This window comes from Streptomyces sp. NPDC048600 (genome assembly GCF_055587025.1).
This window is the reverse complement of sequence record NZ_JBVJGZ010000004.1, coordinates 53236-66537: the sequence shown is the minus strand read 5'-3', so window position 1 is coordinate 66537 and position 13302 is coordinate 53236. Positions and strand designations below refer to the sequence as shown.

Sequence of the window (13302 nt, the reverse complement as noted above, 5' to 3'; positions counted from 1 at the left end):
ACAGCGGCCCATGACCGCGCCGCGCGGCGAATGTGATGGGAGCATGACCGTTCCTCACCAATGGCCGTCACACTGCTCCACAGCGGATGACCTGGTGTTTTCCAGGCCTACAGTCACGAACATCCCCCGCTTCGGCACGTTGTCGTTCGTCATGGAGGTCCCGTTGCACCGCACATCCGTGTTCGCCCACGCCCCGGTACGCGCCGCCGTCGCGGCGGCCCTGCTGGCGCCGCTCGCCGCCTGCTCCTCGGGCGGCACTCCCGCCGGCCCCGACGCGAAGGGCACGAAGGACGCCGGCAACCGCCCGGTCACGGTCACCGTCACCCCGCAGGGGCGCGACGCCGCCCCGGGCGCGCCCGTGACGGTCAGAGCCGCGGGCGGCCGGCTCACCTCCGTGACCGTCACCGACGCCGAGGGCCAAAGGCTCGCCGGGAAGGTCGCGGCCGACGGCGGCTCATGGGTCTCCGACCGCAAGGCCGCCCCCGGCACGGCCTACACGGTCGCGGCCGCGACCCGCACCGAGGGCGGCACAGCAGGCAGCACCAAGGCCTCCTTCACCACCGCCGCGGCGGACAAGGTCAACAAGGTCGACTGGCGGCCGGGCACCGGCACCACCGTCGGCGTCGCCCAGCCCATCTCCCTGGTCTTCGACAACCCGGTGAAGAACCGGGCCGAGGTCGAGAAGCAACTGAAGGTGACCACCTCGGACGGCACCGAGGGCTCCTGGGGCTGGATACGCGACTGGTCGGGCCGCGACCGCGTCGACTGGCGCCCCCGCACGTACTGGAAGCCGGGCACCGAGGTCACGCTGAACGCGGAACTGAACGGCACCGACTCGGGCGACGGCGGCTGGTTCGTACGCGACTACACCACCGCCTTCACCGTCGGCGCCCGGCAGATCGTCCAGGTCGACCTGGACAAGCACCGGCTCACCCTCGTCCGCGACGGGCGGACCGTCCGGACCCTCCCGGTCTCCGGCGGCACACCGGGCGGCGACAAGCGCTCCTGGCGCGGCACGGCGGTGCTCATGGCGAAGGAGGGCACGATCAACATGAACTCCGAGACCGTCGGCCTCGGCGACGCCTACGACAAGATGGTCGAGCATTCGATGCGGCTCACCTGGTCGGGCATGTACGCGCACGCCGCCCCGTGGAACGCCCGGTACTTCGGCAACGCCAACCGGAGTTCGGGCTGCATAGGCATGAGCGACGCCGACGCGGCCTGGTTCTACGAGCAGGTGCGGCCCGGTGACCCGTTCGAGATCACCGGCGCCGACACCAAGGGCGTGGTCGAGCCGGGCAACGGCTTCGGGGAGTGGAACCTGTCGTGGGCCGACTGGCAGGGCAGGAGCGCCCTGCGCTAGCCAGGGCTCTCAGCGCTGCGTTCCGCGCGGGAAGCGGAACTCCGTGCGGCGACGGCCCGTCGTGCCGGGGAGCAGCACGGCGCTGGGGAACGCGGGCCGGTTGGGGGCGTCGGGCAGATGCTGGGTCTCCAGACAGACGGCGCCGTGGCGGCGCAGCGGGCGGCCGTCGGCGTCGCAGAGCGAGCCGTCGAGCAGGTTGGCGGTGTACACCTGGAGGCCGGGGGCCGTGGTCCACACCTCCATCACACGGGTCCGGCCCGGCGCCGTCAGACGCGCCGCCCGGCGCGGCGGCCCGGACTCGCCCTCGGCCAGGACCCAGCAGTGGTCGTAGCCGCCGGCCTGGCGGAGCTGGTCGTCGTCCGAATCGAGCTGTGCGTGCAGCAGTTGAGGGTCCGTCAGGTCGAACGGTGTCCCCGTGACGTCCTGGAGCGGGCCGAGCGGGATGCCGTCGGCGTCGACGGGGAGGAAGCGGGTGCCGTCCACCTGGAGGGTGTGGCCGAGGACGTCCTCCCCGTCGCCCGTGAGGTTGAAGTAGGCGTGGTTGCTCAGACTGACGACGGTCGGGCGGTCGGTGACGGTGGTGAACTCCAGCGCGAGCGTGCCGGCGGCGTCGAGGGAGTAGGTGGCCGTGACGTCGAGCGTGCCGGGGAATCCCATGTCGTCGTCCGCGCTGCGCAGGGTCAGCCGGAGCGCGGCCGTGTCGCCGTCCACCACGGGATCCGCCCGCCAGACCTTGGTGTCGAAGCCGCCGGGTCCCCCGTGCAGGGCGTGGCCGCGGTCGTTGACGGGGACGTGGTGCGCGGTGCCGTCGAGCACGAAACGGCCGTGCGCGATGCGGTTGGCGAAACGGCCCACCACCGCACCGAGGTACGGGCTCTTCTCCGCGTACTGGTCGAGCGAAGGCAGCGAGAGGACCACGTTGCGCGTGCGGCCGTCGGCGTCGGGGACACCGAGGGCGTGCAGGACACCTCCGTAGGTGAGGATCTCGGCGTAGGAGCCGGAGGGAGATTCCAGACGCCACAGCTCGACGGCCTCCCCGTCGGGGGCGGTGCCGAACGGCCGGTGGCGCAGGCTGGGTCGGGGCATGGTGAGTCCTCGGGACGGCTTCAGGCGGTGGTGGGGCCGCGGCGGTCGTGCGTCCTGCGCGCGCGGTGGGGCGGCGGTGCGGTGCGGGTCAGCCGCCGGTGGGCGCGGCGTCGTCCCGCGGTGCGGCGGTCACGCTGTGGTCGCCGCCGGTGGACTCCCGGACGACGAGCCGGTAGCCGGGGCGGATGCGCCGGGGCTCCGACACGGGACCGCCGGCCAGCCGCGCCACGAGCCGGTCGACCGCGTGGCGGGCGATGGCCTGCTTGTCGGGGGAGACGGTGGTGAGGCTGGTCGCGTTGTAGCGGCTCTCCTCGATGTCGTCGAAGCCGACCACGGCCACGTCCTCGGGGACCCCGAGGCCGCGTTCCATGAGGGTGCGCAGGGCACCCAGGGCGATGAGGTCGTTGTAGGCGAACACCGCGTCGGGCCGGGCCCCCCGGTCCAGGAGCGTGGCCATGGCCGAGGCGCCGTCGCCGCGGCCGTAGCCGTCGGTGGCGACGACGAGCGACTCGTCCGGCTCCAGGCCGGCGGCGATCAGCTCCTCGCGCCAGCCCCGCAGCCGCAGATGCGCGGGCTGGCGCTCGCGGCCGGTGCGCGAGCCCAGGAAGGCGATCCGCCGCCGGCCCAGGTCCAGCAGATGCCGCACGGCGCTGCGCGCGGCCGCCACGTTGTCGATGGCGATCTGGTCGTACGGGGCGTCGTACTCGCGCTCGCCCAGCAGCACCAGCGGTGAGGTCTCCTGCCGGGCGAGCAGATCCTCGTTCTCCAGATGGATGGGGCTGAGGATCAGCCCGTCGATGACATGGGACCGGAACTCCTGGCTGACCAGCAGCTCCCGCTCGCGCAGCCCGGCGGTGTGGTCGACCAGCACGGTGTAGTCGTGCTGGGCGGCCGCGTCGATCACGGCGCCCGCCAGCTCGGCGAAGTAGGGGTTGCCGAGCTCCGGCACCGCGAGGGCGATGATGCCGGTACGGCCCTTGCGCAGGTGGCGGGCGGTGAGATTCGGACGGTAGCCGAGCTCGTCGATGGCCTGCTGCACCTTGGCGCGCATCTGGGGCGTGACGTGGGGATAGTTGTTCACCACGTTCGAGACGGTCTTGATCGACACGCCTGCCCGCTGCGCGACGTCCTTGAGGCTGACCCCCACGGAACTCCTCCGGTTCGGCTCTGATCGGTGCGGATCGGCCGGGCCGGTGCGGCCCTGGCCCTTAGCGGGGGCCGCACCGGCCCGGGGTTCCGGGCGTCGGCTGGGTCCCGCCTGCGTCAGAGCGTTCTTCTGCTGCGTGAAATGTACCGCTGTGTGACAACCACCAGAATCAGGAAGCCGCCGCTGACCACCGACTGGTAGGAGGAGTTCAGCGAGCCGATCTGGTTGATCAGGTTCTGGATGACGGCCAGCAGCAGCACGCCCCACAGCGTTCCGCTGACCGCCCCGGCCCCGCCGACGAGCAGGGTGCCGCCGATGACGACCGCGGCGATCGCGTCCAGCTCCATGCCGGTGCCGATGATGGTCACCCCGGAGGACAGCCGGGCCGCGTTGACGGCGCCCGCGAAACCGGCGAGCAGCCCGCTCAGCACGTACACCAACACCTTGGCGCGGGCGACCGGCAGCCCCATGAGGGTGGCGGCGTCGTTGCTGCCGCCGACGGCGAACAGCGTCTGTCCGAAGGAGGTGCGCTGGAGCAGCAGACCACCGGCGCCGAAGAGGACGAGCGCGACCAGGATCGGATAGCCGAACCCGCCGACGCTGCCCTGCCCGAACTCGGCGAACGCGGACCCCTTGGGGACCAGATAGGTCGTGGCGCCCTCGTCGGTGATCGCGAGCAGCAGACCGCGCGCCCCCAGCAGGGAGGCCAGGGTGACGATGAAGGGTGCCATCCCGGCGCGGGCGATGAGCAGACCGTTGAGCGTGCCGATCGCCCCGCACACCACGAGCGGCAGCAGCAGGGCGGGCAGCAGACCCCACTGGGAGGCCCAGGCGGCGAGCACCCCGCCCAGGGCGAACACCGACCCGACGGACAGGTCGATGCCGCCGGTGATGATGACCAGGGTCATGCCGAGCGCCACGATCGCCAGGAACGAGGCCTGGACGAGCACGCCCCGGGCGTTGTCGAGGGTGGCGAAGGTCGGATACGCGAACGAGGCGATCACGACGACGAGGAGCAGGACGGCGAGCACACCCTGCCGCTGGACCAGGGCCGCGAGGCGTTCCCGCCCGGAGCCCTCGGCCCCGGAACGGTCCTTGGCGGGCTTGCCCCCGGCCTCGGGCGCCGGGGAGACCGGTCCCGGGGCCGTGACGGATGACGTGGAGTTCATCGGGATCGGCGCTCCCGTGCGACGTAGACGGCGGCCACGATGATGGCCGCCTGGGCGATCTGGGCGGTGGAGTCGGGCAGGTCGTGCTTGACCAGCGTGGCGCGCAGCAACTGCATCAGGAGAGCGCCGGCCACGGTGCCCAGCACCCGGACGGAACCGCCGCTGAGCGGGGTGCCGCCCACCACCACGGCGGTGATGGCGGAGAGTTCCATCAGGGTGCCGAGCGAGGAGGGGTCGCTGGCGGTCAGCCGCGCGGTGGCGAGCACACCGGCCAGGGCGGCGAGCACCCCGCACAGGACGTAGACGCCGGTCAGCACCCGCTTGACGGGCAGTCCGGCGAGGGCGGCGGCCTTGCGGTTGCCGCCGATCGCGACGACCTGGCGGCCGAACGTGGTCCGGTGCACCAGGAAGGCGACGGCGAGCGCGAGCAGGCCCGCGATCAGGACGACCAGCGGGATGCCGAGCACACTGTTCGTGCCGAGGGCCAGCAGGCCGGGGTTGGAGATCTGCTTCAGCTGCCCGTCCGCGAGCACCAGGGCCAGGCCCCGGCCGCCGACGAACAGCGCGAGTGTCGCCACGATGGGTTGCAGCCCCACCACCGACACCAGCGTGCCGTTGACCGCGCCGACCACCGCGCCCGCCAGCAGCGCCACGACCAGGGCGGGCACCAGGCCGTAGCCGAGGTAGAGCGGCAGCAGCGCGGCGGCCAGGGCCATCGCGGAGCCCACCGACAGGTCGACGCCCTCGGTGCCGATCACCAGCGCCATGCCGAGGGCGACGATGACGATCGGGGCGACCTGGATGAGCTGGGTGCGGAGATTGTCGACGGTGAGGAAGTGCTCGGTGAAGAACGCGTTGAACAGCAGCAGCGCGGCCACGGCCGCGTACACGCCGTACGCCTGGAACCACGCGGCGGTGGTCGGCCGCATGACGGGTCCGCGGGCCGGTGCCGCGGGGGCCTGGGTGGTCATCGGGGGGTCTCCTCGGCGCCCGGTCGCGGGGCCTTGTCCTGGGACGTAGTGAGAGAGGTGTTCGGGGACGCGTCGGCGGGCGGGGCGTGGTCGGCGAGGGCGGCGAGCAGCGTGTCCTCGGACACCTGCTCGCCGACGAGTTCGCCCACGGTGGCGCCGTTCCTGAGGACCACGATCCGGTCGGCGCCCTCGACGAGCTCCTCGATGTCGGAGGAGATCAGCAGCACGGCGAGGCCCTCCTGCGCGAGTTCGTCGACCAGGGCCTGGACCTCGGCCTTCGCGCCCACGTCGATGCCTCGGGTCGGTTCGTCGAGCAGCAGCACCTTCGGTTCCAGACAGAGCCAGCGGGCCAGGAGCACCTTCTGCTGGTTGCCGCCGGAGAGTTCGCCGACCTTCTGCTCGGGACTTGACGCCTTGATCCGCAGTCGCTTCATGAAGATGTCGACGACCCGGTCCTGCTGCGCGCGCGAGACGATCCCGGCGCGGGAGAGCCGGGGCAGGGCGGCGAGCACGATGTTCTCGCGGACCGAGAGACCGGGCACGATGCCCTCGGCCTTGCGGTCCTCCGGCAGCAGGCTGATGCCCGCCCGGATGGCGCTCGCCGAGGTGAACCGGCCGGCCCCGGCGGTCCCGGCGACCCGGACCTCCCCGGAGTCCAGCGGCAGGGCACCCGCCAGGGCCTTCGCGGTCTCGCTGCGGCCGGAGCCGAGCAGCCCGCCCAGGCCGAGGACCTCGCCGGGGCGCAGTTCCAGCGACACACCGTCCAGTTGGTGCCGGCGGGTCAGTCCGGTGGCGGTGAGGACGGGGTCGCGGGCGATGTCGTGGCCCTCGTCGCCGAAGCTCGTCACGCCGTGCCGGCGCACCTCGGAGATCTCCCGGCCCAGCATCATGGACACCAGCCGCACACGGTCCAGTTCGGCCAGATCGCCGGTGTGGATGTGCCGGCCGTCGCGCAGGACGGTGGCGCGGTCGCAGATCCGGTACAGCTCGTCCATGCGGTGACTGACGTACACGACCGCGATGTCGCGGCGGCGCAGGTCGCCGATGACCCGGAACAGCGTCTCCACCTCGCGGGGTTCGAGCGACGAGGTGGGTTCGTCCATGACGACCACCTGTGCCTCGATCGACACCGCGCGGGCGAGCGCGACCATCTGCTGCGTGCCGATGCCGAGCGTGTGCAGCGGCAGGCGCGGGTCGACCCCGACACCGAACCCGCCCAGCAGCTCGGCGGCCTCGGTGTGCATCCGCGGGAAGTCGATCAGCCCGAAGCGGTTCTTGGGCTCGCGCCCGAGGAAGATGTTGCGGGCCACGCTCATCAGGGGTACGAGGTTCACCTCCTGGTAGATCGTGGAGATGCCGGCCGCCTGTGCCTCGGCCGGGCGCGTGAACCGCACCGGGCGCCCGGACAGCAGCAGTTCACCGCTGTCGGGCCGGTGCACACCGGTGAGCACCTTGATCAGGGTGGACTTCCCGGCGCCGTTCTCCCCGACGAGCGCGTGGGTCTCCCCGGCGCGCAGGGTGAACGAGACGTCGTCGAGGGCGATCACGCCGGGGAAGCGTTTCCCGACACCGCGGGCCTCCAGCACCGTCGGGGCGACCGACGGATCGTCGCCGCGCGCCGCGGCCGCTGCGGCTGCCGCTGCCGCTTCGGGGGATGCCATGAACTGGGCCTTCCGGAGAGGGGTCTGGGGGAGGGGTGGGAGGGGCGAAGGACGGCGGGGGTCCGGGCGGGCGGGGCCGGGCTGACGGCCGCCCTCGGCCGACTTCGGCCGGGGCCGACCTCGGTCGTCGCCGACTTCTGCAGGGTCCGACTTCGGCCGGGTCCGTCCGCTCGGCCGGCGCCGACTTCTGCCGGTCCGTCCGCCGGGCCGGCACTTCACCGGACCACTCCGTTCGGCCGACGCCCGACTTCCGCCGGGGTCGCCCGCTCGGTCGGCGCCGGCTTCCGCCAGGACCGTTCCATCGGCCGTCGCCGGCTTCTGCCGGCTCCGCCCGCTCGGTCGTGTCCGGCTTCCGCCGGCACTGTCCGCTCGGTCGCCGCCCTGCGTGTGGACACGTCGGTCGAGGCGCGCCTCCACCCGGAGCCGGTCCGGCGAAGTACCGCTCCAGGACGGGGAGTTGCGCGGAACGAGTGCCGAGGCCGCGAGGGTGGGACCCCGGCAGGGTTCCCGGGACGGACCTCGGACGCGGCCGAGCCGGTCCAGGCGCCCGGCCGGAGGTCCCGCTGAGCCGGTCGCTCGGCTGGGTGGTCCCGCCGGGGCGGCTCCGCCCGGCGCGGACCGCCCGTACCACCGCGTCGGCCTGTCCCGGCCGGAGCCGTGCCGTGACGCGGTGCCCGGGGAGCCGGACACCCGGCACCGCGTCGCTCAGGTCTGCCCGGCGCCCGCTCAGTACGCCCCGCCGAGCGAGTCCTTCGCGTTGGACGGGTCGTACTCGCGGTCCGAGATGATGACGTCCTCGGGGATGCCCTCGCCGGAGTAGAACTTCTGGGCGGTGGCGAAGGCGAGCGGTCCGAAGCGCGGGTTGGACTCGATGACGGCGTTCAACTCGCCGTTGGCCAGGGCCTGTACGGCGTTGCGGGTGCCGTCGATGGAGACGATCTTGACGTCCTTGCCCGGGGTCTTGCCCGCCGCCTTGAGGGCGGTGACCGCGCCGAGGGCCATCTCGTCGTTCTCCGCGTAGACGGCGGTGATGTCGGGCTTCGACTGGATCAGCTGCTCCATGACCTGCTGGCCCTTGTCGCGGGCGAACTCGCCGGTCTGCTGGGCGACGATCTCCAGGCCGGGGGCCTCGGCCCCGACCTGGTCCACGAAGCCCTTGGTCCGGTCGGTGGTGACGCTGTTGCCCGAGGAGCCGAGCAGGATGGCCACCTTGCCCTTGCCGCCCGTCGCCTCGATCATCGCGTCGGCGGCGCGCTTGCCCTGCTCGACGAAGTCCGAGCCCAGGAAGGCCAGATAGTCCTTGCAGGCGGCCGCGTTGACCTTGCGGTCGATGGTCAGGACGGGCACCTTCTTGGCCGCGGCGGCCTGGAACGCGGGCTCCAGACCGTCGGAGTTGAGCGGCGCCACGATCAGGAACTGCGCCCCCTGCGCCAGCATGTCCTGGATGTCGCTGATCTGCTTGGACAGCTGGGACTGCGCGTTGGTCGTCAGCAGCTTCTTGACGCCGATCTTCGCGGCCTCGTCCTTGATGGACTGGGTCTCCGCGATACGGAAGGGGTTGGCCTCCTTCTCCGACTGGGAGAAGCCGACGACGGCGTTCTTGAGGTCGAGCTTCGGGGCGCCGTAGGTGCTCAGGGTGCAGCCTTCGCCGGCCGGCGCGGACGGCGTCTTGACGCTCTGCGCGCCCTGGCTGCTGTCACCGCTCGCGTTGTCCGTGGTCTCCGACTTGGAGCAGCCGGTCAGGGCCAGGGCGGCGGTGGCGGCGACGACGCAGGCGACGGAGAACGTGCGGGATCTGAGCGGAAGGGTCATCGAGGACACTCCTTGGCGGGGGACAGCACCGCCGAGCGGCGTGCGGTCGCGCTGGGTGGGAAGACGGAGCCGGTCTGGTGCGAAAAGACCGGGCGAAACCGGCTGCGAGCAGGCCGGACCGGCCAGGACCGGTCGCTGACCTGGGAGGACGAAGGACAGGAGCCGCCTTCCTGGAGGTCGGCGACTCCGGCTTTACAACGTTATAACCACGGCGTGGGGAGCTCGGCAAGACGCTGGCGCCACGTTTCCCGAACCTTTGGCCATGAACGATCGGCAAGCCCCGTCCGCCGTATGACGGTCACTCAACGCAGTGTGCGCACAGGGGGTGGACAGCCTCCCGGCGGCATGCTGTCATTCCGCTGCAGACAGATTTCCAACGTTGGAATTTTGGTGACCCGTCGCCCGTCGGCAGCTGCCGGCGAGGGCGTACGGGCCGTGAGCCGACGCCGTCGGCCGGTGCGCCGGTACACCGAAGGCGCAGTCGGTCGATACGCCGGTACGCCGAAAGCGCCGTCGGCCGGTACGCCGAAGGTGCCGTCGGCAACCGCCGGACGCCCGTGCCACCCGGAGGCGGACATGGCGCCTCCCAGTGGGCGGTTCAGCACGCCTCAGCTCCGCGGGGTTCCGGCTCCGATCCCCCTCTCCACGAGGAAAGACCCGATGACACGACGTAACACCCGTCCCCGATACGGAAGATGGGCGCTGCCCGCCGCGCTGGCCCTGCTGCTGTCCTCCGCCGCCCTCGTTCCCGCCGCCGCTTCCGCCGCCGAGCCCGTCGGCACAGCCGCCTCCGAGAGCGCCGCCGCCGCGGACATCGAGGTGCACGGTCTGAAGGGCGAGTACTTCAGCATGTCGGCGCCCGGCGCACGGGACTTCGCCACTCTCGGCGGCACCACCCTCGACCCGCAGATCAACTTCTCCGGCCTCACGGGTACGTTCCAGTCCCTCACGGGGCGCACCGAGCACACCACGGCGCGCTGGACCGGCCGGATCGAGGCCCCCGCGACCGGCGACTACACGTTCTACGCGATCGGGGACAACGGCTTCCGTCTGTTCATCGACGGCGAGCCGGTCATCGACCACTGGGTGCCCGACTGGGACCGGGAGCAGACCAGCGCACCGGTGCGGCTGACGGCCGGTGAGAAGCACGAGTTCCGTCTGGAGATGTTCCAGGACGTCGGCGGCGCGAACATGTTCCTGCGCTGGTCGACCCCGACCCTGCCCAAGCAGCTGGTGCCGGACTCGGCGTTCACCCCGCCGGACGACTTCGAGGTCTACCCGGTGGAGCCGACGGTGCCGGCGGACGGACGGCGGCTGCGGCTGCGGTTCGAGCATCCGGTGAGCGGGCTGTCCACCGTGAAGGAGCACCTCACGGTGGAGGCCGACACCACGCCGATGCCCATCAGCTCGGTCCGTGCCGTGTCCGGCGACCCCACCACCGCCCTGGTGGAACTCGCCGAGCCGATCCAGCGCGGACAGCAGGTCCGGATGGACTACGACGGCCAGGGCGGCCTGAAGAACGGCGACGAGACCGTCCCGCGCATCCTGCGCTTCGCCCAGAACTCCTCCACCCACCGGCTCACCACCGCGTGGGGCGACAAGGTGGACAAGCGGCACCCGCTGCCGGAGTACCCGCGCCCCCAGCAGGTGCGCGGCAAGTGGCGCAATCTGAACGGGCCCTGGCAGTTCACCGGCGCCGAGGCGGGTGAACTGCCGGTCTTCGGCAAGGACCTGGACGAGAAGATCGTCGTGCCCTACCCGGTGGAGTCGCAGCTCTCGGGTGTCGAGCGGCACGAGGACCACATGTTCTACCGCCGTCTGATCGAGGTCCCCAAGGACTGGAAGGTCGCTCCCGGCACCACGGGCAACCGGCTGAAGCTGAACTTCGGTGCGGTCGACTACCGGGCCACCGTCTGGGTGAACGGCAGGAAGGTGGCCGAACACACCGGTGGCTACAACGCGTTCAGCGCCGATGTCACCGATGCGCTGAAGGGCACCGGCAAGCAGGAGGTCGTCGTCGCGGTCACCGACACCGGCGGCGCGAACCAGCCGATGGGCAAGCAGTCCACCAACCCGGGCGGCATCTTCTACACCCAGTCCTCCGGTATCTGGCAGACGGTGTGGATGGAGCCGGTCGCTCCCGTGTCGGTCGACAACCTTGTCACGACCCCGGACATCGATTCGAGCAGCCTGGCGCTGACCGTCGAGTCCGGCGGGGCCTCGGCCCGCGCGCGGGTGGATGCCGTGGCCCGTGACACCGGCGGCCGCGTCGTCGGCCGGGTCACCGGTCCCGCCAACGAGGAGCTGCGACTGCCGGTGGCGAAGCAGCACCTCTGGAGCCCGGACGACCCCTACCTCTACGACCTCGAAGTACGCCTGACCGACGGGAGGTCGGCCGACCGGGTCGACGGCTACTTCGGCATGCGGAAGATCGGCATCGAGAAGGTCGGCGGCTTCCAGAAGCTCGTGCTCAACGGCAAGCCGGTGTTCTCCCTGGCCACCCTCGACCAGGGCTTCTGGCCGGACGGGCTCTACACCCAGCCCAGCGACCAGGCCCTCGCCTTCGACCTCGAGGCGCACAAGAAGCTCGGCTTCAACGCCGTGCGCAAGCACATCAAGGTGGAGTCGCCGCGCTGGTTCTACCACGCCGACCGGCTCGGTCTGCTCGTCTGGCAGGACTTCGTCTCCGGCAACATCACCGACACCACCGGACAGAAGGCGTTCGTCGACCAGGGGCGCGAGATGATGCGCCAGCATCACAACTCCCCGTCCGTCATCGGCTGGATCGTCTTCAACGAGGGCTGGGGCGAGTGGGACCGCGAGGAGACCGGGCGCATCACCGAGCAGGTCGAGGCGGCCGACCCGTCCCGTGTCGTGAACGCCCACAGCGGGGTCAACTGCTGCAACTCCAAGGGTGACTCGGGCAAGGGCGACATCATCGACCACCACGACTACAACAACACCGACCCGGCCTACCCCGACGCCCGGCGGGCGGCCATGGACGGCGAGCACGGCGGCTTCACCCTGCGCACCCCGGGCCACATGTGGCCGGGCGCCCCGACCGTGATCTACAGCGGCGTCGCCGACAAGGAGGCGCTGACCCGCAAGTACGTGGAGAACACCGAGCGGTACTACCTGGAGGCGGCCGGCGCCGAACTCTCCGGCTCGGTCTACACCCAGATCTCCGACCTGGAGAACGAGCTGAACGGGCTCTACACCTACGACCGGCGGGAGATCAAGGTCGACCCGGTCCGGGTCAGGGAGATCAACCTCAAGGTCATCGCGGCGGGCGCCGCGGCCGGCGACCGTGCCCCGCTGAAGGGCGGCGGCTCCTGGTCCCTCGACGAGGGCAGCGGCACCACCGCCGCCGACTCCGGCCCCAACTCCCTTCCCCTCACGCTGAATCCGGGCACGACCTGGACCGAGGGAGTGCGGGGCGGCGCCCTGAAGTTCGACGGCCAGGGTCACTTCGCCCAGACCGAGGGCCCGGTCCTCGACACCACCACCAGCTACACCGTCTCCGCCTGGGCCACCCTCGACTCCCTGCCCGGCAACTACGCGACCGTGGTCAGCCAGGACGGCCGCCGCCAGGAGAACCCCTTCTACCTCCAGTACGGACAGGGCGCGTTCGCCTTCAGCACGCCCGGCGCGAACCGCGCCCGGTTCGTCACGACCCCCGAACTCGGCCGCTGGTACCACCTGGTGGGCGTGCGGGACACCGAGAAGAACGAGATCCGGCTGTATGTCGACGGCACCCTCGTGGCCACGGCCGCACCCGGGCCGGCCGATGTCGGCACCGGCCCGCTCGCGGTCGGCCGGGCCAAGTGGGGCGGCGGGAACGTCGACTTCTGGAACGGCTCGATCGACCAGGTCCACGCCTATGACAAGGCACTTTCCACCGAGGAGGTGAGTGCCCTGTACACCGCCGAGAAGCGGTAGCCGCGACTCCTGGGACGAGCGGTGGGGGCCGCGCGTCCCAGGGCCGCCCCGGTCCGCGCACACCCTGTGGCGGACCGGGGCATCGGCATGCCCGGAGACAGGCCGCCCCGGTGGTCGCGTTACGGCCAAAATTTGGTATGGACCTGACAAGGGG

Annotated in this window: 8 protein-coding genes; 2 read left to right on the top strand and 6 right to left on the bottom strand. The window is 71.6% G+C overall.

Annotated features, from left to right (window positions below):
• The first annotated feature begins 151 nt into the window (after positions 1–151).
• Positions 152–1363: a L,D-transpeptidase gene (locus ACZ6SQ_RS06485; protein ID WP_469557311.1), complete on the top strand. Its 1212-nt coding sequence runs from the start codon at positions 152–154 to the stop codon at positions 1361–1363.
• 9 nt (positions 1364–1372) lie between these two features.
• On the opposite strand, the gene ACZ6SQ_RS06480 is transcribed toward ACZ6SQ_RS06485, so the two are convergent.
• The 6 genes from ACZ6SQ_RS06480 to ACZ6SQ_RS06455 form a co-directional block, all read right to left on the bottom strand.
• A complete protein-coding gene (locus ACZ6SQ_RS06480; protein WP_469557309.1) occupies positions 1373–2449 on the bottom strand; it encodes an aldose epimerase family protein in 1077 nt (358 codons plus the stop codon).
• An 88-nt stretch (positions 2450–2537) separates the two neighbouring features.
• Positions 2538–3596, bottom strand: a complete 1059-nt coding sequence (locus tag ACZ6SQ_RS06475) for a LacI family DNA-binding transcriptional regulator (protein WP_469557308.1) — start codon at positions 3594–3596, stop codon at positions 2538–2540.
• Positions 3597–3712: 116 nt separating this feature from the next.
• Entirely contained in the window at positions 3713–4765 is a 1053-nt protein-coding gene (locus ACZ6SQ_RS06470; RefSeq protein WP_469557306.1) for an ABC transporter permease, read from the bottom strand.
• A complete protein-coding gene (locus ACZ6SQ_RS06465; RefSeq protein WP_469557304.1) occupies positions 4762–5736 on the bottom strand; it encodes an ABC transporter permease in 975 nt (324 codons plus the stop codon). The genes ACZ6SQ_RS06470 and ACZ6SQ_RS06465 overlap by 4 nt, the downstream gene beginning before the upstream one ends.
• Positions 5733–7397 (bottom strand): sugar ABC transporter ATP-binding protein, encoded by a 1665-nt coding sequence (locus tag ACZ6SQ_RS06460; RefSeq protein ID WP_469557302.1) that lies wholly within the window; start codon positions 7395–7397, stop codon positions 5733–5735. Before ACZ6SQ_RS06460 ends, ACZ6SQ_RS06465 begins: the two co-directional genes overlap by 4 nt.
• A 726-nt stretch (positions 7398–8123) precedes the next feature.
• Complete coding sequence (locus ACZ6SQ_RS06455) at positions 8124–9209, bottom strand: ABC transporter substrate-binding protein (RefSeq protein ID WP_469557300.1); 1086 nt, start codon at positions 9207–9209, stop codon at positions 8124–8126.
• Positions 9210–9869: 660 nt separating this feature from the next.
• Here ACZ6SQ_RS06455 and ACZ6SQ_RS06450 point away from each other — a divergent pair.
• Positions 9870–13148 carry a LamG-like jellyroll fold domain-containing protein gene (locus ACZ6SQ_RS06450; RefSeq protein WP_469557298.1) on the top strand — a complete coding sequence of 1093 codons (3279 nt, stop codon included), beginning with the start codon at positions 9870–9872 and terminating at the stop codon, positions 13146–13148.
• Positions 13149–13302: the final 154 nt, after the last annotated feature.

Excerpts from the sequence above, each read along its gene's own strand:
- ACZ6SQ_RS06480 (WP_469557309.1), bottom strand. The coding sequence starts at position 2,449 with ATGCCCCGACCCAGCCTGCGCCACCGGCCGTTCGGCACCGCCCCCGAC.
- ACZ6SQ_RS06465 (WP_469557304.1), bottom strand. The coding sequence starts at position 5,736 with ATGACCACCCAGGCCCCCGCGGCACCGGCCCGCGGACCCGTCATGCGG.
- ACZ6SQ_RS06455 (WP_469557300.1), bottom strand. The coding sequence starts at position 9,209 with ATGACCCTTCCGCTCAGATCCCGCACGTTCTCCGTCGCCTGCGTCGTC.
- ACZ6SQ_RS06470 (WP_469557306.1), bottom strand. The coding sequence starts at position 4,765 with ATGAACTCCACGTCATCCGTCACGGCCCCGGGACCGGTCTCCCCGGCG.
- ACZ6SQ_RS06485 (WP_469557311.1), top strand. The coding sequence starts at position 152 with ATGGAGGTCCCGTTGCACCGCACATCCGTGTTCGCCCACGCCCCGGTA.
- ACZ6SQ_RS06460 (WP_469557302.1), bottom strand. The coding sequence starts at position 7,397 with ATGGCATCCCCCGAAGCGGCAGCGGCAGCCGCAGCGGCCGCGGCGCGC.
- ACZ6SQ_RS06450 (WP_469557298.1), top strand. The coding sequence starts at position 9,870 with ATGACACGACGTAACACCCGTCCCCGATACGGAAGATGGGCGCTGCCC.